This is a genomic window from Pseudomonas sp. JH-2 (assembly GCF_036231725.1).
Taxonomy (GTDB): Bacteria; Pseudomonadota; Gammaproteobacteria; order Pseudomonadales; family Pseudomonadaceae; genus Pseudomonas; species Pseudomonas delhiensis.
Genome location: NZ_JAZAQP010000023.1, coordinates 73225 through 93077, shown reverse-complemented (window position 1 = coordinate 93077; position 19853 = coordinate 73225). Strand labels below are relative to the sequence as shown.

General features: G+C 69.3%; 18 protein-coding genes. 10 read left to right on the top strand and 8 right to left on the bottom strand.

The genetic code is table 11. The annotated features are described in order from the left end of the window. Positions 1-92 precede the first annotated feature (92 nt). Positions 93-1451, top strand: coding sequence for a prephenate-dependent tRNA uridine(34) hydroxylase TrhP (trhP, locus tag VV867_RS17210; RefSeq protein WP_109933892.1), 1359 nt, complete (start codon positions 93-95; stop codon positions 1449-1451). A gap of 304 nt (positions 1452-1755) precedes the next feature. On the opposite strand, the gene VV867_RS17205 is transcribed toward trhP, so the two are convergent. Both VV867_RS17205 and VV867_RS17200 read right to left on the bottom strand, forming a co-directional pair. Further along, positions 1756-2478 (bottom strand): DUF3142 domain-containing protein, encoded by a 723-nt coding sequence (locus tag VV867_RS17205; RefSeq protein WP_109933893.1) that lies wholly within the window; start codon positions 2476-2478, stop codon positions 1756-1758. Positions 2479-2485: 7 nt separating this feature from the next. Beyond that, a complete protein-coding gene (locus VV867_RS17200; protein ID WP_328567083.1) occupies positions 2486-4675 on the bottom strand; it encodes an outer membrane assembly lipoprotein YfiO in 2190 nt (729 codons plus the stop codon). A gap of 237 nt (positions 4676-4912) precedes the next feature. Between VV867_RS17200 and nirK the strand changes: the two genes are divergently transcribed. The 6 genes from nirK (at position 4913) to VV867_RS17170 (ending at position 9442) form a co-directional block, all read left to right on the top strand. After that, positions 4913-6061: a copper-containing nitrite reductase gene (gene nirK / locus VV867_RS17195; protein ID WP_328567082.1), complete on the top strand. Its 1149-nt coding sequence runs from the start codon at positions 4913-4915 to the stop codon at positions 6059-6061. A 48-nt stretch (positions 6062-6109) separates the two neighbouring features. Further along, on the top strand, positions 6110-6922 hold the full coding sequence (locus VV867_RS17190) for an SUMF1/EgtB/PvdO family nonheme iron enzyme (RefSeq protein ID WP_328567081.1): 813 nt from the start codon (positions 6110-6112) through the stop codon (positions 6920-6922). A 70-nt stretch (positions 6923-6992) separates the two neighbouring features. Continuing rightward, positions 6993-7724, top strand: a complete 732-nt coding sequence (locus VV867_RS17185; RefSeq protein WP_244160984.1) for a Crp/Fnr family transcriptional regulator — start codon at positions 6993-6995, stop codon at positions 7722-7724. 76 nt (positions 7725-7800) lie between these two features. Further along, positions 7801-8472 (top strand): iron-sulfur cluster repair protein YtfE, encoded by a 672-nt coding sequence (gene ytfE, locus VV867_RS17180; RefSeq protein ID WP_328567080.1) that lies wholly within the window; start codon positions 7801-7803, stop codon positions 8470-8472. Positions 8473-8573: 101 nt separating this feature from the next. Beyond that, the gene (locus tag VV867_RS17175; protein WP_109933898.1) at positions 8574-9257 is read left to right on the top strand and encodes a Crp/Fnr family transcriptional regulator; all 684 of its coding nucleotides are present in this window, start codon (positions 8574-8576) and stop codon (positions 9255-9257) included. A 2-nt stretch (positions 9258-9259) separates the two neighbouring features. After that, a complete protein-coding gene (locus tag VV867_RS17170) occupies positions 9260-9442 on the top strand; it encodes a protein DnrP (RefSeq protein ID WP_275628015.1) in 183 nt (60 codons plus the stop codon). A 214-nt stretch (positions 9443-9656) separates the two neighbouring features. Here the strand turns inward: VV867_RS17170 and VV867_RS17165 are convergent, their stop codons facing one another. From VV867_RS17165 to VV867_RS17140, 6 genes are all read right to left on the bottom strand, one after another. Then, a complete protein-coding gene (locus VV867_RS17165) occupies positions 9657-11504 on the bottom strand; it encodes a nitric oxide reductase activation protein NorD (protein ID WP_328567079.1) in 1848 nt (615 codons plus the stop codon). Positions 11505-11562: 58 nt separating this feature from the next. Continuing rightward, positions 11563-12984, bottom strand: a complete 1422-nt coding sequence (locus tag VV867_RS17160; protein ID WP_328567078.1) for a cbb3-type cytochrome c oxidase subunit I — start codon at positions 12982-12984, stop codon at positions 11563-11565. Between the two features lie 2 nt (positions 12985-12986). Next, positions 12987-13427: a c-type cytochrome gene (locus VV867_RS17155; protein WP_328567077.1), complete on the bottom strand. Its 441-nt coding sequence runs from the start codon at positions 13425-13427 to the stop codon at positions 12987-12989. Positions 13428-13541: 114 nt separating this feature from the next. Beyond that, entirely contained in the window at positions 13542-13790 is a 249-nt protein-coding gene (locus VV867_RS17150) for a cytochrome C oxidase subunit IV family protein (RefSeq protein WP_009614890.1), read from the bottom strand. Further along, positions 13787-14380: a cytochrome c oxidase subunit 3 gene (locus VV867_RS17145; protein ID WP_328567076.1), complete on the bottom strand. Its 594-nt coding sequence runs from the start codon at positions 14378-14380 to the stop codon at positions 13787-13789. The genes VV867_RS17150 and VV867_RS17145 overlap by 4 nt, the downstream gene beginning before the upstream one ends. Continuing rightward, positions 14364-15158, bottom strand: a complete 795-nt coding sequence (locus VV867_RS17140; RefSeq protein ID WP_328567075.1) for a CbbQ/NirQ/NorQ/GpvN family protein — start codon at positions 15156-15158, stop codon at positions 14364-14366. The genes VV867_RS17145 and VV867_RS17140 overlap by 17 nt, the downstream gene beginning before the upstream one ends. A gap of 198 nt (positions 15159-15356) precedes the next feature. Between VV867_RS17140 and VV867_RS17135 the strand changes: the two genes are divergently transcribed. From VV867_RS17135 to nosZ, 3 genes are all read left to right on the top strand, one after another. Next, entirely contained in the window at positions 15357-15668 is a 312-nt protein-coding gene (locus VV867_RS17135; protein WP_109933904.1) for a c-type cytochrome, read from the top strand. Positions 15669-15783: 115 nt separating this feature from the next. Further along, positions 15784-17883: a transcriptional regulator NosR gene (gene nosR / locus VV867_RS17130; RefSeq protein WP_328567090.1), complete on the top strand. Its 2100-nt coding sequence runs from the start codon at positions 15784-15786 to the stop codon at positions 17881-17883. Between the two features lie 23 nt (positions 17884-17906). Continuing rightward, positions 17907-19820, top strand: coding sequence for a TAT-dependent nitrous-oxide reductase (gene nosZ, locus VV867_RS17125; protein ID WP_109933905.1), 1914 nt, complete (start codon positions 17907-17909; stop codon positions 19818-19820). The last annotated feature ends 33 nt before the right edge of the window (positions 19821-19853 follow it).

Below are 19853 nucleotides of genomic sequence, written 5' to 3'. Positions count from 1 at the left end.
GAAACGCCCACCACCAACATTGACCCCGCTCAGGGCACCAAACCCCCGCCATCGCTAGAGTGCGGCGTTTTATCCACAAGCGTCCCGCCGCCATGCTCCAAGCCCCCGAACTGCTCTGCCCCGCCGGCTCCCTGAAAGCCATGCGCCACGCCTTCGCCTATGGCGCCGATGCCGTCTACGCCGGGCAACCGCGCTACAGCCTGCGGGTGCGCAACAACGAATTCGACCTGGCCAACCTGGCCATCGGCATCGCCGAGGCCCATGCCCTGGGCAAGCGCTTCTACCTGGTGGTGAACATCGCCCCGCACAACGCCAAGCTGAAGACCTTCCTGGCCGACCTGGAGCCGGTGCTGGCCCTGGGGCCGGATGCGCTGATCATGTCCGATCCCGGCATGATCATGCTGGTTCGCCAGCATTTCCCCCAGGCGAACATCCACCTCTCGGTGCAGGCCAACGCCGTCAACTGGGCCAGCGTGGCCTTCTGGCGCGACCAGGGGCTGAGCCGGGTGATCCTCTCCCGCGAGCTGTCGCTGGAGGAGATCGGCGAGATCCGCGAGAAGGTCCCGGACATGGAGCTGGAGGTGTTCGTCCACGGCGCCCTGTGCATGGCCTACTCCGGGCGCTGCCTGCTGTCGGGCTACATCAACCGCCGCGATCCCAACCAGGGCACCTGCACCAACGCCTGCCGCTGGCAGTACCAGGCGCACCCGGCCCGGGAGGACGAACTGGGCCAGCTGGTGCGCGAGCCGACCCTCGGCGAAGGCGCGCCCACCGACGCGGTCTTCCTGCTGGAGGAAGGCAACCGCCCCGGCGAATTGATGGAGGCCCACGAGGACGAGCACGGCACCTACATCATGAACTCCAAGGACCTGCGCGCCATCCAGCACGTGCAGCGCCTGGCCGAGATGGGCGTGCACTCGCTGAAGATCGAGGGCCGCACCAAGTCCCACTACTACGTGGCGCGCACCGCCCAGGCCTACCGCCAGGCCATCGACGACGCCGTGGCCGGCCGGCCCTTCGACCGCGGCCTGATGGACGAGCTGGAGTCCCTGGCCCACCGCGGCTACACCGAGGGCTTCCTGCGCCGCCATGTGCATGACGAGTATCAGAATTACCTGTACGGCAGCTCGCGGGCGGAGCGCCAGCAGTTTGTCGGGGAGTTCACTGGCGGGCGGCGTGGCGACCTCGCCGAGGTAAGGGTGAAGAACCGCTTCGCGGTGGGTGACAGCGTCGAACTCATGACTCCAGCCGGCAACCGTACGCTGCGGCTGGAACGTCTGGAGAACGTTCGTGGTGAAGTCATCGAGGTCGCGCCGGGTGATGGGCACGTCGTGTATCTGCCGGTGCCGGAGGAGGTGGGGCTGGATTATGGGTTGCTGATGCGGGATCTGCTGGAGCGGCCGGCTAAGGCGGGGTGTGGGGGGAGTTGTGGTTGCGGAGGTTTTTCGTAGGAGCGAGCTTGCTCGCGAACGGGACTTCGCCGGTAATCTCGGCGCTTGATCTGAAGAGCACCCTCTCCCTAACCCTCTCCCTGAAGGGAGAGGGGACCGTTCGGCGTGCGTGGGTATTCCTGAGTCAGCCGGCAGCTCCGCAGGTTTCAGGTGAAACCACACCCTCTCTCGGCACGGACTAGCCCCCTCTCCCTTCAGGGAGAGGGCTGGGGAGAGGGAACGGAGTCAATCCAAGGCTCCGTTGCAACCGGCAAACCCCGTTCGCGAGCAAGCTCGCTCCTACAATCGCCCCCCGCCCAGCAACTCACGGATTCTGCAAAAACACCACATACCCCCGGAACCACGGGCTGCGCTCCAGGTAGCCCGGCGCCTGCCACTGCCCGTACTGCGCCAGGCCGATGCGGAACGGCAGCTGCAGGCGCGCCACCCTGGGCAGGTAGCGTTCGTAGTCGGGGATGGTCCGGCGGCCCTGGTAGGTCTGCACCACCACCTCGTCCACCACGTCGCGCAGCTGGTTGATGGTCGCCGGCTCCGCGTTGCTGCTCCAGTCCAGCAGGCCGGTGATGCTCAGGCGGTACTCCAGCGGCAGGCGCCGGCGGAAGTCGCGCAGGAAGGCCACGTATTCGTCGAGGTAGCGGGTGCGTGCGTCGAAGTCGATCTGCACGCCCAGCAGCGGGTTGCCGGCGCGCTGCCAGCGGCGCAGCTGGGCCAGCAGGGTCGCGTAGCTGTCCTCGCTCCAGCGCAGGCTGTGGGCGCGGTAGACCACCCAGACCTGGCCCGAGCGCAGGCGCGGCATGGCGATACCCTGGGCGTGCAGGCGCGCCGGTTGCCCGGGGGCGCCGCGCGGGGCGCTGACCTGGCCCTGCAACACGTAGAGGGTGCGCGCCTGGCGCAGCACCGGCTGGGCCTGCACCCCGCCCCACAGCCAGAAGGCGTCGTAGTCGGCGGCGTCGACCACCCCGGCGCTGGCCGTGGCGCCCCACAGCGCCAGCAGGCCCAGCGCCAGGCTCTTCGCGGCCAGGCCCATGGCGGCGCTACCAGTAGTACTTCAGCGATTTCGACCAGGGCGTGTCGGCGTACTGCGTCTTCAACGTGCGGAACCAGCGCTTGCGCTGCGCCGGGGCGATGTCCTGCTTGCCGCAGCCGTTGTAGCCGCTGGGGGCGTAGCAGTTGATGGCGCGGTACAGCGCGTAGGCCTTGTCGTCGCTGCCGGCCTGCGCGTCGGCGATCACCTTCAGGTAGCCGTCCAGGCGCGAGTAGGGCTCGCCCTCGAACAGCGACGGGCTGCCGCCCAGTTCGCGCACGCCGGGCTGGTTGTCCAGCGGGAAGCTGTCGAGGTTGTTGCGCAGGATGAACTCGCCGAAGCAGTTCAGCGCCTGTGGCGGCTGCGGCTCCTGCTGCAAGGCCAGGGCGAGGTCGCGCAGCGCCGGGCAGTCATAGCCGGAGCTGCCCTTGCCGCCCGGCCACTGGAACAGGCTCAGCGGCTGCCCGCCGCCGTAGACGAAGCCCAGGCTTGCGCTCAGCGGCTTGGTCGAGGGCTCGGCCGGCAGCAGCGCGAGGTCGTTGACGAAGTTGGCGTAGCGGCCGTGCAGCAGGTCCTTGTACAGCAGGGTGAAGAGCGCGGTGTCGCGCTCCTCGGCCGGCGCCGTCTCGGACTTCACCTGCTGGCGCAGCAGCTCGGGGCCGGCGATGTGGCGCAGCAGCAGCTCGCGGATGGCCGGGGTGCGCACCGGCGAGTTCTCGGCATAGACCTTCACCAGGCGGTCGCTGCGCTCGTAGTTGAAGGCCAGCGCCAGTTCCAGCTGCTCGCGCTGCAGCGGCTGGTGGGCCAGCGGCAGCAACTGCAGCCACAGCTTCTCCGCGCCCAGCCAGTCGTTGCCGGCCTCCAGGGCGAAGCCGCGCAGGGTCTGCTGGCTGAAGGCGAGGTAGTCGAGCTTCTGCGGCAGGGCCTTGGGCAGTTGTTCGGCCGCCTTGCCCGGCTGCTCCTCGACGTACAGCTGCCAGGCCGCCAGCAGGTAGTCGTGCAGCCCCGGCAGCTCGGCGAACAACGGTTTCTGCGCCTGCAGCCCGGGCAGGTCGAGGGCGCGGCCCTCGCCGGCCTCATGGTGACGCATCTGCATCAGGTCGAGCACCGCCAGCAGGCGCGGGTTCTTGACCTCCGCCGGGTGCGCACTGACCAGCAGCTTGTTGTCCACCTCGGCGATCAGCTGGGCCTGGTCGGCGTTGCCCTGGGCCGCCTCCGGCTGGGCGAACAGCCAGGCGTATTCCGCGGCCAGGCGCCCGGGGTCGTTCATCAGCCAGTACACGCGGCGCATCAGGCCCTTGGCCGAAGTGGCATAGCGGCCCTGTGGATAAGCCTGCAGGTAGGCCTTGAAGTCGCTTTCGGCGACCTTGAGCGCGGCCTGGTCGACCTTGCGCAGGTCGGGGTAGCCCATGTCGTCGAAGGCGTTCTGCTGCGCCTGGTTGAGCTGGCTGCGGCCGAGCATGTAGCGCGCCGTCTCGCGCAGCCAGGGCAGGCGGCTGTCGCGCAGGGCCTGGAAGCTCTTGCGCGCGGCCGGGAAGTGGCCGCTGTAGAAGGCGGCGATGCCCTGCAGGTAGCCGGCGAACTCGCGCCCGCCGGGGGAGTCCACGTCGCCGGGGAACAGGCCGGCGAGCTGCGCCTCGTCCCACTGGCAGCCCTGCAGCAGGGCCAGGCGCGCCCGCGCCAGGCTCTGCCGCTCGGCCGGCGGCAGGTCGGCGGCGAGCAGCTGGGCGAGGAAGTCCTGGGCGGTGGCCGGGTTGTTGCTGCGGCAGCGGCTTCCCTCGCCGCTGGCGAAGCGCTCGCCCTCGGCCGGCACCGCGTCCGCCGGCAGGCCGATGCGCACCGCCAGCTCCGCCAGGGGCGCCGCCGGCTTGGCGTCGGCAGCCGTCGCGGCCTCCGGGGCCAGGGGCTCGTCGAACAGGCGCGTCAGCGGGAAGGGCACCAGGCCGTAGCCCAGCTGCTGCTCGTCATCGGACAGCGCCTTGACCGGCAGGCTGGCACGCCCGGCGTCGGCCAGCAGCAGTTGCAGGTTGACCCGGCTGTCATTGCCGGGGCTCAGGAACGGCAGGCTGTTGCACACGTCCAGGGTGTCGCGCTTGAGGTTCCAGCTCGGGTAGCAGGAATCGTCGCTGCTGGCGTAGGCCTGCTGCGCGGCAAGCACGCCGAAGGTGAGGGCCAGGAGGGGGAGTCCACGCGGGCGCATGCAAGGTCCTTGTCCGTTGGGGCCCGCGCCTTGGCGCGGGAGATTCGCTCATTGGGCAGGAATCTTACCTCGGCGCACCGGCACTTGCCGCATTCACACAGGCGTCGAAGGAAAAACCTGATGGCGCGCTGCGGCAGATTGTCCAGCTGCGCCGCTATTTGCTTCCGCGCAAAGAAGGTTTTCGCCCAAGGGAGTTCCCTGTGGACAACGAAATCTCGTCCATTAGGAGATGTACCCATGCCTGACCTGGAAAAAATGCCCTTCTCGCGCCGCAGCCTGCTCGCCGGAGCCGTCGCGCTCGGCGTCGCCGGTTCGGTCCTCGGCAGCGGTCTGGCCTTCGCCAAGGAGTCGGCGCCGCTGCAGACCGGGCCGGCGCCGGACCTGTCGAAGCTGGCCAGGAGCAAGGTCGAGCTGCTCGTCCCGCCGTTCGTCCATGCCCACGAACAGCGCACCAGCAGCAAGCCGCGGGTGGTGGAGTTCCGCATGGTCATCGAGGAGAAGGACCTGATCATCGATGACGACGACACCCACATCCACGCCATGACCTTCAATGGCTCGGTGCCCGGGCCGCTGATGGTGGTGCACCAGGACGACTACGTCGAGCTCACCCTGGTCAACCCGGCCAGCAACAGCATGGCCCACAACATCGACTTCCACGCCGCCACCGGCGCCCTGGGCGGCGGCTCGCTGACCGTGGTCAACCCCGGCGAGCAGGTCAAGCTGCGCTTCAAGGCCACCCGCCCCGGCGTGTTCGTCTACCACTGCGCGCCCGGCGGGATGATGATCCCCTGGCACGTGGTCTCCGGCATGAACGGCGCGATCATGGTGCTGCCGCGCGACGGCCTGAAGGACCGCGAAGGCCGGCCGCTGAAGTACGACAAGGTGTTCTACGTCGGCGAGCAGGACTTCTACGTCCCGCGCGACAAGGACGGCAAGTTCAAGCGCTACGCCAGCCCCACCGAGAGCTTCAACGACACCCTGCAGACCATGAAGGGGCTGATCCCCAGCCACGTGGTGTTCAACGGCCGGGTCGGCGCACTGACCGGCAAGAACGCCCTGACCTCCAAGGTCGGCGAGACCGTGCTGATCGTCCATTCCCAGGCCAACCGCGACACCCGCCCGCACCTGATCGGCGGCCACGGCGACCACGTCTGGGCCACCGGCAAGTTCGGCAACCCGCCGGAGGAAGGCCTGGAGACCTGGTTCATCCCCGGCGGCGCCGCTGGCGCTGCATTGTACACCTTCCGCCAGCCGGGCCTGTACGCCTACCTCAACCACAACCTGATCGAAGGCGTGGCCCTGGGCGCCACCGCGCACTTCCAGGTCGAGGGGCAGTGGGATTCCGACCTGATGAGCCAGGTCGAACCGCCCTCCCCCATCAAGTGACGCCACCGGCCGGCCCGCGAGGGCCGGCCCCGCCACGAGGGAACGCCCATGCGCAAGGCGCTGACCATCGCCCTTCCGCTGCTGCTGGTGGCCATTGCCCTGGGCGCATGGCTGCCGCGCACCGACCCGAGCCTGGCGCCGGAGACCGTCAGCCTGACGCCACGGGAATACCGCTTCCGCCCCGCCGGCGACTACTGGCGCGACGCCCGCCCGGTGGATGCGCCGCTGCGTAGCGAACGCCTGGCGCCACGCTTCGCGGTGATGAAATACCAGGTCAGCCAGGTCGAATACGCCCGCTGCGTGGACGCCGGCGCCTGCCTGGCGCTGGAGGGCCAGGCCGCCGCCCCCGGCGAAGACCTACCGCTCACCGGCGCCAGCCTGCTGGATGCGCAGCGCTATGCCGACTGGCTGTCGAAGCGCACCGGCCAGCGCTGGCGCCTGCCCAGCGACGCCGAATGGGCGTTCTTCGCCGGCGCGCGCTGGGCCGACGACGCCCTGCGCATCGACGACGACGGCCGCAACCCGGCGCGCCGCTGGCTGGCACGCTACCGCTTCGAGGCCGCGGCGGCCCGCGAAGGCCCGGCCCGGCCACAGCCGCGCGGCAGCCACGGCCTCAACGAACTGGGGGTGGCGGACCTGGCGGGCAACGTCTGGGAATGGACGCAGAGCTGCCACACGCGGGTAAACCTGGATGCCGGCGGCACGGAAAAGACCCGCGTCGAGGCCTGCTCGATCCGCATCGCCGAGGGCCGCCACCGCGCCGCCATCAACGAATTCGTCCGCGACGCCCGCGGCGGCGGCTGCAGCGCCGGGCAGCCACCGGACAACCTGGGGTTCCGCCTGGTCAGAGAGCTGCCTTGACTTGATCCCACTCAAGTTTCGCCATAGCGCGATACAGGTATGCTGCGGCAGGCCCCAGGGAATCCTGACCGTGAGCGACAAGCCACCGATCAACCGCGCCTGGCTGGCGAACCTGCCGCCGTTCGCCAACTGCACCCGCGAGGAACAGGACGACATCCTTCGCCCGGCCAGCGTGCTGCCGCTGCACTGCGGCGCCACGGTGTTCGAGCAGGGCGAGCCGGCCGAGGCCTTCTACCTGCTGGTCCACGGCCGCCTCAAGGCCACCCAGGTGACCTGCGATGGCCAGCGCGTGCTGGTGCGCCTGGTCAACCCCGGCGACCTGTTCGGCTTCGTCCGCGCCCTGGGTCGCGAGGACTACCCCGCCACCGCCAGCGCCACCCAGGAAAGCCTGGCGCTGGCCTGGCCGACCGCGCTGTGGGAGCCGCTGCTGGCGCGCCACCCCGGCTTCGCCCTGAACACCGTGCAGGCCATTGGCGTGCGCCTGCAGGAAGCCCACGTGCGCTTCTGCGAGCTGGCCACCGAGGAGGTCGAGCGCCGCGTCGCCCACGCCGTGCTGCGCCTGGTGCGCAACAGCGGCCGCGCGGAATCCGAGGGCGTGCGCATCGATTTTCCCGTCAGCCGCCAGGACATCGCCGAGATGACCGGCACCACCCTGCACACCGTCTCGCGCATCCTCAGCGCCTGGGAAGGGCGCGGCCTGGTGCGCGGCGGCCGGCAGAAGCTGCTGGTGCGCAACCCGCAGCAGCTGCTGCACATCGCCGAGGGCGACGACGAGCGGGAACCCGCGCACTGCGACGCTTGACCGCAATCAAGGAGCCCGGGGCCGCGCCCTTCCTAGACTGGCGCCAGCCCCCACACCGACTCCCGAGGCCGCCGCCATGCACGACAACCTGACCGAACGCACCCTCAGCGACCTGGCCTGCAGCCTGCCCGGCAGCACCAGCCTGCTGCGCGACTACAAGCTGGACTTCTGCTGCGCCGGCCAGCGCAGCCTGCGCGAGGCCGCCAGCGAACTGGGCCTGGACGCCGAACGCATCGCCAGCGAACTGCGCGCCCTGCGCCCGGCCAGCGAAGAGCGCGACTGGCGCCAGGCGAGCAACACCGAGCTGATCGAACACATCCTCGAACGCTACCACCAGCGCCATCGCCAGCAGTTCCCCGCGCTGCTGCCGCTGGCCCAGCGCGTGGAACGCACCCACGCCGCGCACCCGCACTGCCCCCACGGCCTGGTGGCGCTGCTGGAGCAGATGCAGGAAGAACTCGAGTCGCACATGTGCAAGGAGGAGAACATCCTGTTCCCCTGGCTGAGCCAGGGCGTGCCGCTGCTGCACGTGCAGGGGCCGATCGGGGTGATGCGCCACGAGCACGACGAACACGCCCAGAGCCTGGCCGCGCTGGCCGAGCTGACCGACGACCTGACCGCCCCGGCCAACGCCTGCACCAGCTGGCGCGCGCTCTACGCCGGGCTGGAGGAGCTGCGCCGCGACCTGATGCAGCACATCCACCTGGAGAACAACCTGCTGTTCGTCGGCGCCAACCGCCCGCAATGACCGCCCATCGGCCGGAGCCCGACGTGACAGCATGCCTCACCCCCCAAGCCGGGCATGACGAGCATACTGACCGGATACCCACGGTTCAGGAAGGCTCCGCCATGCAGTCCCAGCGCGTCCACCAGCAGATCCTGCGCGGGCACCACCTGTTCGATGCCCTCGAAGAGGCGCAGCTGGAACAGTTGCTCGCCACCTGCCAGCTGCTCAACCTCGACAAGGGCGACAAGCTGTTCCACCAGGGCGAGCCGGCCCATGCCTTCTTCTTCGTGATATCCGGCGCGGTGAAGATCTTCCGCCTGACCCCGGAGGGCCAGGAGAAGGTCCTGGAAGTGGTGGTCGGCCGGCAGACCTTCGCCGAGGCCATGATGTTCATGGACACCCCGGACTACGTCGCCTCGGCCCAGGCGCTGGAGCCGACGCAGGTCTACCGCTTCGCCAACCGCACCTACCTGGAGCTGCTGCACAGCAACCCGCAGTTGCCCTTCGCCCTGCTCGGCACCCTGTGCATCCGCCTGCATAGGCGGATCAACGAGATCGAGACGCTGTCGCTGAAGAACTCCACCCACCGGGTGGTGCGCTACCTGCTGACGCTGCTCAACCGGCACGGCGACGCCGACCTGCGCTTCGAGCTGCCGATGGCCAAGCAACTGGTGGCCGGGCACCTGTCGATCCAGCCGGAAACCTTCTCCCGCGTGCTGCGCCGGCTGATCGACGAACGCATCATCGACCTGCAGGGCCGCACCGTCCAGGTCCTGGCCCCGCTGCGCCTGGAGCAGTTCGAGTAGGCATGCGCCAGTGCCTGTACTGCCAGCAGCCCAGCGCCGACGACCAGGCCGACTGCCCGCACTGCGGCATGCCGCTGCCGGTCGAACAGGCCCTGGCTAGGCAGAGGCGCCTGCGCCGGTTCAAGCTCTTCTGCATGGCCCTCGCCCTGTTCTGCCTGGCGATGGCGCTCTGGTTGCCGCGCTGACAGGCACCTGCGGCGGATAACCGCGAACGGTTATTCGCCCTACGCTCGATGAATGCCCCCCCTTGTAGGAGCGGGCCCTGCCCGCGATTTCGCGCGCAGGGCGCGCTCCTACAGGGGAGTGGCGCAGGTGGGCAGCGAGCGGATCTCCCCGATACCGCCGGCTATCGCGGACAAGGTCCGCTCCTACGGGGTGGGGATGCCGGCAACCGCGGGCTCACTCACGGCGCCGCGTCAGCTGGCGGTAGAGCTGTGGCAGGCGCAGCGGCAGCTGGGCCGGGTCGCGCAGCATCAGGTAGCCCTGGTGGCCGAACAGGTGCGGCAGGTAATCCGCCGCCTCGCGGTCGATGGTCAGGCAGAACGGCAGCACCCCGGCGCGCCGCGCTTCCAGCACCGCCTGGCGGGTGTCCTCGACGCCGTAGCGGCCCTCGTAGCAATCCAGGTCGTTGGGCTTGCCGTCGGTGAGGATCAGCAGCAGGCGCTGGCGTTCGCCGCGCTCGAGCAGCAGTTGCGTGGCCCGGCGGATGGCCGCGCCCATGCGCGTGTAGTAGCCCGGCCGCAGGGCGCGGATGCGACCGCGCACGGCGTCGCCATGGCGTTCCTCGAAGCTCTTCAGCTGGGTCAGGCGCACGTGGTGCCGGCGCAGCGAGGAAAAGCCGTACAGCGCGAAGCGGTCGCCCACCGCCTGCAGCGCCTCGCCGAACAGCAGCAGGCTGTCGCCGATCAGGTCGATGACGCGGTGGCGGTCGTCCAGGTGCGCGTCGGTGGACATCGACAGGTCGGCCAGCAGCAGGCAGGCCAGGTCGCGGCGGGTCTGCCGGCGTTCGAGGAACAGGCCGGTCTCGGCGCAGGCGCCCAGGCGCCGCTCGACGCTGAAGTCCAGCCAGGCCTGCAGGTCCGGCTCGCTGCCCTGGGGCTGGCGGCGCAGCCACTGCGGCTGCTGGCGCAGGCCTTCGAACTGCCGGCGCAGGCGCCGGGCGATGGGTGCGAGCGCGTCCGGCAATGGCGCCGGCGCGGCATCGCGCGGCAGCATCGGCTGCAGGCAGACGTGGTCGGGCAGCAGGCATTGGCGCCGGTAGTCCCACTCCGGCAGGCGGATGCCCTCGCCCAGCGGCAGGTCGTCGTACTCGGCCGCCGGCAGGTCGAGGTCCAGGCGCAGGCCGCCGCCCTTGCGCTGGCGTTGCCGGGACAGGCTCAGGTGGTCGAGGTCCTCGGCCACCCGCGCGGCGTCCAGGTCCTCGCTGTCGTCGCCGGCGCGGTCCAGCTCGACGTGCTCGGACCAGCTGAACAGGTTCTCCAGGCGGAACAGCAGCAGGCCGCCGCGCCCCGGGTCCTGCCCGGCGCGTTCGGCGCGCTTGCGGGCGGCGCCGTTGCGCACCTCGCCCTGCGCCCTGCCCTGCTCGCCGCCGTCGACCAGTTCGGTCCGCTGCGGCGCCGCCAGCTGCTGCGGCGGGTACAGCCACAGCGGCAACGGCCAGGGCGCGCGCTCGCTGCGCGGCAGGCCGCTGACGCTGCCGGGCTCGCGCAACGCCTGGCGCAGCGCACGCTCCAGCGCCGCCTCGGCCGGCGGCAACTGGGCCGGGTCCGGGCGCAATGGCAGCAGCGCTTCCACCAGCCGCTGGTAGCGCGGGCGCAGCAGCGGGTAGCGCTGCAGCACGGCGAGGGTCCAGGCCTGGTTGTCGCCGGCCCAGTGCCGCAGCGGCTGGCTGTGCGCCGCGAGCAGCGCCAGCCAGCGGTAGAGTTCACGGTTCAGTTGTGCATCCGGGTAGACCGCGAGGCTGGCCGGCAGGCGCAGGGAGTCGGCGTCGAACCAGGCCACCGGCAACTGCTGGCAGGTGCCGGCCACCTGTTGCAACAGGCTGCGGCGCACCAGCAGCTCGCGCGCGCTGGCCGCCTCCACGCCGACGCCGGCCTCGCCGCCGGTGGCGCGGAACAGCAGCAGCAGGCTGCGCCGGACCTCGTCCAGGCTCACCGCCGCGTCCTCGAACGTCGGGCTGGCGCGGCGGGTGATGAAGCGGTGCCAGGCGCGGCCGAAGCCTTCTTCCAGCTCCAGGTGAAGGGTCATCGCGACCTCGCGAAAAAAAGGGCCCGCTGCCAGGCAGACGGGCCCCGGGGGAGGGAACTCAACCGGCCTGCTGCGCCACGCCCACCGCGATGCGGCCGCGCTGGCGGAAGCTCAGCAGGTAGCAGATCAGCCCGATGAAGAAGCCGACGCCGGCATACAGGCGCAGCCAGAAGAACACCTTCAACTGCTCCACCGTGGCCATGAACGGCATGGCCGCGCCGTCGGCCGGCAGCCGCTGCAGCCACACCTGCACCACGCCGGCGGCGGTCAGCATCAGGGTGATCAGCAGCATCGACACGGTCATCAGCCAGAAGGCCCAGATCTCCAGGCTCTGCGCCCGGGCGTCAGGCGCCTCGCCGATCCCGCGCAGGCGCGGCATGGCATAGCTGATCAGGGTGATCACGATCATCACGTAGGCGCCGTAGAAGGCCAGGTGGCCGTGGGCGGCGGTCAGCTGGGTGCCGTGGGTGTAGTAGTTCACCGGTGCCAGGGTGTGCAGGAAGCCCCAGACGCCGGCGCCGAGGAAGGCGGTGACGGTGGTGCCCAGCGCCCAGAGCGCGGCGGCCTTGTTCGGGTGCTCGCGGCGACGGCGGCGCACCATGTTGAAGGCGAACAGCACCATGGCGAAGAACGGCAGCGGCTCCAGCGCCGAGAAGATCGAGCCGAGCCACAGCCAGACGCCCGGCGCGCCGATCCAGAAGTAGTGGTGGCCGGTGCCGATGATGCCGGTGATCAGGGCCATGGCGATGATCACGTAGAGCCACTTCTCCACCACCTCGCGGTCGACGCCGGTGATCTTGATCAGCACGAAGGCCAGCATCGAGCCCATGATCAGCTCCCACACGCCTTCCACCCACAGGTGCACCACCCACCACCAGTAGTACTTGTCGCGGGCCAGGTTCTCCGGGTTGTAGAAGGAGAACAGGAAGAACACCGCCAGGCCCACCAGGCCGGTCATCATCACCACGCTGACCACGGTCTTGCGGCCCTTGAGCAGCGTCATGCCGATGTTATAGAGGAAGCCCAGGGCGACCACGACGATGCCCATCTTGGTGATGGTCGGCTGTTCGAGGAACTCCCGGCCCATGGTCGGCAGCAGCTCGTTGTGGGTCAGCCGCGCCAGGCCCGCGTAGGGCACCAGCAGGTAGCCGAGGATGGTCAGCACGCCGGCGACGGCGAACACCCAGAACAGCAGGATCGCCAGTTTCGGGTTGTGCAGCTCGCGGTCGGCCTCCTCCGGCACCAGGTAGTAGGCCGCGCCCATGAAGCCGAACAGCAGCCAGACGATCAGCAGGTTGGTGTGCACCATGCGGGCGACGTTGAAGGGGATGGCCGGGAACAGGAAGTCGCCGACCACGTACTGCATGCCCATGACCAGGCCGAAGACGATCTGCCCGACGAACAGCATCAGGGCGAACACGAAGTACGGCTTGGCCACCGCTTGCGAAGCGAATTTCAGATGGGGATTGCCCGGGTTCATGCTCAACCCTCCTTGTTCGGCGGCCATTTGTTGGTGTCGATCTTCGAGGTCCAGCGCAGGAAGGCCGCCAGGTCCGCCACCTCCTGGTCGCTGAGGTGGAACTGCGGCATCTGCCGGCGCCCGGGGATGCCCAGTGGCTGCATCTTCATCCAGGCGGCGAGGAAGCTGTCGAAGGCCGCGTCACCGCCGCGGCGGCCGATCACGTTGCCCAGCTCCGGCGCGAAGTAGGCGCCCTCGCCGAGCAGCGAATGGCAGCCGACGCAGTTGTTCTGTTCCCACACCAGCTTGCCGCGCACCACCGACTCGGTCAGCTCGGCCTGGTTGGTGCGTTTGGGGAAGGTGGTTTCGCTGTGGTAGGTCAGGGCGAGGAACACCAGGAAGAAGAAAACGCCTCCCCCCAGGTAGATGTTCCTCGCCATGCCCTTGGTGAAGGTGTCTGACATGGGGTCCTCCTCGGTCTCGATTTGCGGCCATTCTAGGAAGCCCCCCGGGCCGATCCGCTTGATGGCGATCAAGAAAGACCAATGCTTCTTGTCAGGTATTTATCCCAAGGGAAATCAGTAGCTTGCGTGGACGGCCAGGAGCAGGACGGCCAGCGCCAGCGGCCAGCCCAGGAGCAGCCGGCGCCACAACGCCGGGCCGTGGCCCAGCTCCATGAAGCGCAGCACGATGAGCCAGGCCTTGCCCAGCGCCAGCAGCAGGATGCTCGCCACCGGCAACAGCGCGCTGGCGGCGTGGTTGCCGAGCCAGATGCCGGCCAGCGCCAGCGGCACCAGCAGCGCCCAGGCCAGGGCCAGCGACCTCATGGCAGCGGCGCCAGCACGTAGACCAGCGGGAACAGCATCACCCACACCAGGTCGACCATGTGCCAGTACAGCGCCCCGGACTCCAACCCGCCGAGGCCGCCCACGGCATAGGCGCCACGCAGGCAGCGCAGGGCCATCCAGCCGAGGATCGCCAGGCCCAGCCAGACGTGCAGGAAATGGAAGCCGGTGACCAGCCAGAACAGCGTGAAGAAGGTGCTGTGCTCCAGGTCCAGCCCGCGCTGCGCCAGGTGGTGGTACTCGCCGGCCTTCAGCGCCACGTGCAGCAGCCCGAGCGCCAGCGCCGCCAGCAGCAGGGCCCCGGCGCGGCGCTGGTGGCCGCGGCGCACCAGCTCCACCGCGGCGGCGGCGAGGAAGCCGGCGGTCAGCAGGCTCAGCGTCAGGGCCAGGCCGAGGGACAGGTCCAGCTCCGCGCGGCCGGCGCGGAAGCTCTCGGCGTCCAGGCGCTGGGCCACGGCGAAGACCAGCAGGAGAATGGCGAAGACGCTCAGCTCGGCGAGGATGAACAGCCACATCGCCAGGTCGCCCGGCAGCCGCCGGGTGCCGGCCAGGGCCTCAGGCGAAGTGGACATCGACCAGGTCCATCAGCGCGGCGACGGTGCCCTCGTCGTCGGACAGCGGCTCGGCCAGCCCGGCGCGGCACGCCTCGCGCGGCGCCAGCCCGGCGTGGATCAGCCGCGCGGTGAGCACCAGCAGGCGCGTCGAGCAGACTTCCTCCAGCTCCTGCCGCCCCAGGCGGCGCAGGGCCACGCCCAGCTGCGCCAGGCGCTGGGCCAGCGCCACATCGACGTTCGCCTCGCGGGCGATGATGCCCGCCTCCACCTCCGCCGCCGGGTAGTCGAAGCGCAGCGCCACGAAGCGCTGGCGGGTGCTCGGCTTCATGCCCTTGAGCAGGTTCTGGTAGCCGGGGTTGTAGGACACCACCAGCATGAAGCCGGGCGGCGCCACCAGCGACTCGCCGGTGCGCTCGATGAACAGCTCGCGGCGGTCGTCGGCCAGCGGGTGCAGCACCACCACCGTGTCCTGGCGCGCCTCGACCACTTCGTCGAGGTAGCAAATGCCGCCCTCGCGCACCGCGCGGGTCAGCGGGCCGTCCTGCCACCAGGTGCCGTCGCTGCCGATCAGGTGGCGGCCGACCAGGTCCGCCGCCGACAGGTCGTCGTGGCAGGCCACGGTGTACAGCGGCCGGCCCAGGCGCTGGGCCATGTACTGGACGAAGCGCGTCTTGCCACAGCCGGTCGGCCCCTTGATCAGCACCGGCATGCCTTGCGCCGCGGCCTCGCTGAACAGCGTCACCTCGTTGCCGCTGGGCTGGTAGAAGAGCGGGAGTTGCTGGGCGGGGGCGTTCATGGGCGGGGGTCTCCATCGGGTTCCACGGCTTGGCACGCTAGCCAGCGCGGCGATCGGCCTCAAGCGCGGCGCCGGAAGTTCTTGATTGTCATCAAGCGTTTGCGCCACGGGCCCCTTCTAGAATCGCAGCCACCGCCGGGCGGGACGCCGGCACCTGGATCCGGCGCTGCGGCGCCAAGCCTGCGAGGAAAGAGAACCATGAACAAAGCAATGGCCGTACTGCTGGCCGCCGGGTTGCTGGCACAGGCGCCAGCCTTCGCCAGCAGCGCCGAGGACCTGTTCAAGGCCAAGGCCTGCGTGGCCTGCCACACGCTGGACAAGAAGCTGGTGGGCCCGGCCTTCCATGACGTGGCGAAGAAGTACGGCGACCAGCCCGACGGCGTAGCCCACGTGATGCACAGCATCCGCACAGGCAGCAAGGGTGTCTGGGGCACGATGCAGATGCCGCCCAACGCCGTCAGCGAGGATGAGGCCAAGACCCTTGCCGAGTGGATAGTCACGCTCAAGTAAGTTATCGCGCAGGGGAGGAAACCCGATGGCCGCCGACCAGGATGCCCACTGCAGCACGGAGCCCGACGCCTGCCGCGAAGGCGCCGTCAGTTACCTCCGCCTGCTGCTGGGCTGGCTGCTGCTACTGGTCGGCCTGGCCGCCCAGGGCGCCGAGCTCAGCGACCTGGAACGCACCCGCATCACCCAGGTATTCCCCGGCGTCGAGCGCATCGGCGAGGCCGAGGGCGAATTCGGCGTACGCCGCCTGTTCAAGGGCGACGAGTTGCTCGGCTATGCCTTCCAGAGCATCCGCGTCACCCAGATGCCGGCCTATTCCGGCAAGCCGATCAACCTGCAGGTGATCCTCGATCCCCATGCGGTGATCCGCGACGCCTATGTGCTCGAACACCACGAGCCGATCCTGCTGATCGGCATTCCCGTAGAAAAACTGCATGCCTTCACCGCCGGCTATGCCGGCGTGCGGGCCGACCAGCGCGTGGTGGTGGGGCGCTCCAGCGACAAGCAGACCACCACCATCGATGCCGTCGCCGGCGCCACTGTCACCGTCATGGTGGTCAACGAGATCGTCATGCGCGCCGCCCATACCGTGGCGGTGTCCCTGGGGCTGATCGAGGACGGCGGCAGCGTGCGGCCCAAGCCCGCGCAGGTGCGCCTGGACGCGTTCCAGCCGGCGACCTGGACCGAGCTGACCGGCAGCGGCGCGATCCGCCGCCTGCAGCTGAACCGCGGGCAGATCGACGACGCCTTCAAGGGCACCGAGGCCGCCAACGTCGGCGCGGCCGATGCGGCGCACCGGGCGGACGACTTCATCGACCTCTACACCGCCCTGCTCAACCCGCCGAGCATCGGCCGCAACCTGCTGGGCGAGCGCCAGTACCACGAGCTGATGGACTCGCTGAAGCCCGGCGAATACGCCATCGCCGTACTGGGCAACGGCCAGTATTCGTTCAAGGGCTCGGGCTACGTGCGCGGCGGCATCTTCGACCGGGTGCAGCTGCGCCAGTTCGGCGACATCCTCAGCTTCCGCGACCTCGACTACCAGCGCCTGTCCGACGTCTACGCCGAGGGCATGCCGGCCTTCGCCGAGATGGCCATCTTCATCGTCCGCGCCCAGCACCGCTTCGACCCCGGCACGCCGTGGAACCTGGAGCTGCTGGTGCGCCGCCAGACCGGCCCGGTGGCCAGCCTGTTCACCAGCTTCGCCCTGCCCTACCAGACGCCCGAGGCCTACCTGCTGCGGCCGCAGCCGACGGCCGAGGAGCTGGCGGCCCTGGAAGAGGCCAAGCGCCCCATGTGGCTGCGCATCTGGTACCAGAAGAGCTTCCAGATCGGCGTGCTGCTCGGCGCCCTGGCGCTGCTCGCCACCATCCTCTTCCTGCAGGACGCCCTCACCCGCCGGCCGCACCTGCTGCACTGGGTGCGCCGCGGCTACCTGGCGTTCACCCTGGTGTTCATCGGCTGGTACTGCCTGGGCCAGCTGTCGGTGGTCAACGTGCTCACCTTCGTCCACGCGCTGTTCGAAGGCTTCCGCTGGGAGCTGTTCCTCAGCGACCCCATCCTGTTCATCCTCTGGACCTTCACCGCCGCCAGCGTGCTGCTCTGGGGACGCGGCGTGTTCTGCGGCTGGCTGTGCCCGTTCGGCGCCCTGCAGGAGCTGCTCAACGAGGCCGCGCGCAAGCTGCGGGTGCCGCAGTTCGAGCTGCCCTTCGCGGTCCATGAGCGGCTCTGGGCGCTCAAGTACATCATCCTGCTGGCGCTGTTCGGCCTCTCCCTCGAATCGCTCGCCACCGCCGAGCGCGCCGCCGAGGTGGAGCCGTTCAAGACCGCCATCACCCTGGGCTTCGCCCGCCAGTGGGGCTTCGTCGCCTACGCCGCCGGCCTGCTGCTGGTCAACCTGTTCACCCGCAAGGTCTATTGCCGCTACCTCTGCCCGCTCGGCGCGGCCCTGGCCATCCCCGGCAAGGCGCGCCTGTTCGACTGGCTCAAGCGGCGCAAGGAATGCGGCCAACCCTGCCAGCTGTGCGCCCGCGAATGCGAGATCCAGGCCATCCACCCGGACGGCCGGATCAATGCCAACGAGTGCCACTACTGCCTCGACTGCCAACTCACCTACCACGACGAAAACAAGTGCCCGCCGCTGGTGAACAAGCGCAAGAAACGTAGCAAGCAGGCACCGGCGGACGACGGCGAGCGGATCGCCGTGCGCCAACTCTGAATAGCAACTTGGGAGGATCGGACATGAACGAGAAGAAACACCCGCAACCCGAAGACGCCAGCGGCTTCAGCCGCCGTGACTTCCTCGGCGCCTCGGCGGTCACCGGCGCCGCGGCGCTGGTCGGCGCCAGCGCCCTGGGCAGCGCGGTGATCCCGCGCGAGGCCTGGGCCGACACGGTCAAGGCGGCGCAGGCCAAGGCCCACGTCGGCCCCGGCGAGCTGGACGAGTACTACGGCTTCTGGAGCGGCGGCCACTCCGGCGAGGTGCGGGTGCTGGGCATCCCCTCGATGCGCGAGCTGATGCGCATCCCGGTGTTCAACGTCGACTCGGCCACCGGCTGGGGCCTGACCAACGAGAGCAAGCACATCCTTGGCGACAGCGCGCGCTTCCACAACGGCGACTGCCACCACCCGCACATCTCGATGACCGACGGCAAGTACGACGGCAAGTACCTGTTCATCAACGACAAGGCCAACAGCCGCGTCGCGCGCATCCGCCTGGACATCATGAAGTGCGACAGGATCGTCACCGTCCCCAACGTCCAGGCCATCCACGGCCTGCGCCTGCAGAAGGTGCCGCACACCAAGTACGTGTTCTGCAACGCCGAGTTCATCATTCCCCACCCCAACGACGGCTCCAGCTTCGACCCCGGCGCGGACAACGCCTTCACCATGTACAACGCCATCGACGCCGAGACCATGGAGGTGGCCTGGCAGGTGATCGTCGACGGCAACCTGGACAACACCGACATGGACTACACCGGCCGCTTCGCCGCCTCCACCTGCTACAACTCGGAGAAGGCGGTGGACCTGGCCGGCATGATGCGCAACGAGCGCGACTGGGTGGTGGTGTTCGACATACCGCGCATCGAGGCCGAGATCAAGGCCAAGCGCTTCGTCACCCTGGGCGACTCCAAGGTCCCGGTGGTCGATGGCCGCCGCAAGGACGGCAAGGACAGCGCGGTGACGCGCTACATCCCGGTGCCGAAGAACCCCCACGGCCTGAACACCTCGCCGGACGGCAAGTACTTCATCGCCAACGGCAAGCTGTCGCCGACCTGCAGCATGATCGCCATCGACAGGCTGCCGGACCTCTTCGCCGGCAAGCTCAAGGACCCGCGCGAGGCCGTAGTCGCCGAACCGGAACTGGGCCTGGGCCCGCTGCACACCACCTTCGACGGCCGCGGCAACGCCTACACCACGCTGTTCATCGACAGCCAGCTGGTGAAGTGGAACCTGGAGGACGCAGTGCGCGCCTACAAGGGCGAGAAGGTCGACTACATCCGCCAGAAGCTCGACGTGCACTACCAGCCGGGGCACAACCACGCCTCGCTCTGCGAGACCCGCGAAGCCGACGGCAAGTGGGTGGTGGTGCTGAGCAAGTTCTCCAAGGACCGCTTCCTGCTCACCGGCCCGCTGCACCCGGAGAACGACCAGTTGATCGACATCTCCGGCGACGAGATGCAGCTGGTCCACGACGGCCCCACCTTCGCCGAGCCGCACGACTGCATCATGGCCCGCCGCGACCAGATCAAGCCGCGCAAGATCTGGTCGCGCGACGACCCCTTCTTCGCCCCGACCGTGGCCCGGGCGAAGAAGGACGGCATCGACCTGCTCAAGGACAACAAGGTCATCCGCGACGGCAAGCAGGTGCGCGTGTACATGACCTCCATGGCGCCCACCTACGGGATCACCGAGTTCACCGTGAAGCAGGGCGACGAGGTCACGGTGACCATCACCAACCTCGACGAGATCGAGGACGTGACCCACGGCTTCGCCATGGTCAACCACGGCGTGAACATGGAGATCAGCCCGCAGCAGACCTCGTCCATCACCTTCGTCGCCGACCGGCCCGGGGTGCACTGGTACTACTGCAGCTGGTTCTGCCATGCCCTGCACATGGAAATGGTCGGCCGCATGCTGGTGGAAAAGGCCTGATACGGGCCGCGGGCGCTGCCGGGCCCGGGGGCC

Excerpts from the sequence above, each read along its gene's own strand:
- trhP (WP_109933892.1), top strand. The coding sequence starts at position 93 with ATGCTCCAAGCCCCCGAACTGCTCTGCCCCGCCGGCTCCCTGAAAGCC.
- VV867_RS17205 (WP_109933893.1), bottom strand. The coding sequence starts at position 2,478 with ATGGGCCTGGCCGCGAAGAGCCTGGCGCTGGGCCTGCTGGCGCTGTGG.
- VV867_RS17200 (WP_328567083.1), bottom strand. The coding sequence starts at position 4,675 with ATGCGCCCGCGTGGACTCCCCCTCCTGGCCCTCACCTTCGGCGTGCTT.
- nirK (WP_328567082.1), top strand. The coding sequence starts at position 4,913 with ATGCCTGACCTGGAAAAAATGCCCTTCTCGCGCCGCAGCCTGCTCGCC.
- VV867_RS17190 (WP_328567081.1), top strand. The coding sequence starts at position 6,110 with ATGCGCAAGGCGCTGACCATCGCCCTTCCGCTGCTGCTGGTGGCCATT.
- ytfE (WP_328567080.1), top strand. The coding sequence starts at position 7,801 with ATGCACGACAACCTGACCGAACGCACCCTCAGCGACCTGGCCTGCAGC.
- VV867_RS17175 (WP_109933898.1), top strand. The coding sequence starts at position 8,574 with ATGCAGTCCCAGCGCGTCCACCAGCAGATCCTGCGCGGGCACCACCTG.
- VV867_RS17170 (WP_275628015.1), top strand. The coding sequence starts at position 9,260 with ATGCGCCAGTGCCTGTACTGCCAGCAGCCCAGCGCCGACGACCAGGCC.
- VV867_RS17165 (WP_328567079.1), bottom strand. The coding sequence starts at position 11,504 with ATGACCCTTCACCTGGAGCTGGAAGAAGGCTTCGGCCGCGCCTGGCAC.
- VV867_RS17160 (WP_328567078.1), bottom strand. The coding sequence starts at position 12,984 with ATGAACCCGGGCAATCCCCATCTGAAATTCGCTTCGCAAGCGGTGGCC.
- VV867_RS17155 (WP_328567077.1), bottom strand. The coding sequence starts at position 13,427 with ATGTCAGACACCTTCACCAAGGGCATGGCGAGGAACATCTACCTGGGG.
- VV867_RS17150 (WP_009614890.1), bottom strand. The coding sequence starts at position 13,790 with ATGAGGTCGCTGGCCCTGGCCTGGGCGCTGCTGGTGCCGCTGGCGCTG.
- VV867_RS17145 (WP_328567076.1), bottom strand. The coding sequence starts at position 14,380 with ATGTCCACTTCGCCTGAGGCCCTGGCCGGCACCCGGCGGCTGCCGGGC.
- VV867_RS17140 (WP_328567075.1), bottom strand. The coding sequence starts at position 15,158 with ATGAACGCCCCCGCCCAGCAACTCCCGCTCTTCTACCAGCCCAGCGGC.
- VV867_RS17135 (WP_109933904.1), top strand. The coding sequence starts at position 15,357 with ATGAACAAAGCAATGGCCGTACTGCTGGCCGCCGGGTTGCTGGCACAG.
- nosZ (WP_109933905.1), top strand. The coding sequence starts at position 17,907 with ATGAACGAGAAGAAACACCCGCAACCCGAAGACGCCAGCGGCTTCAGC.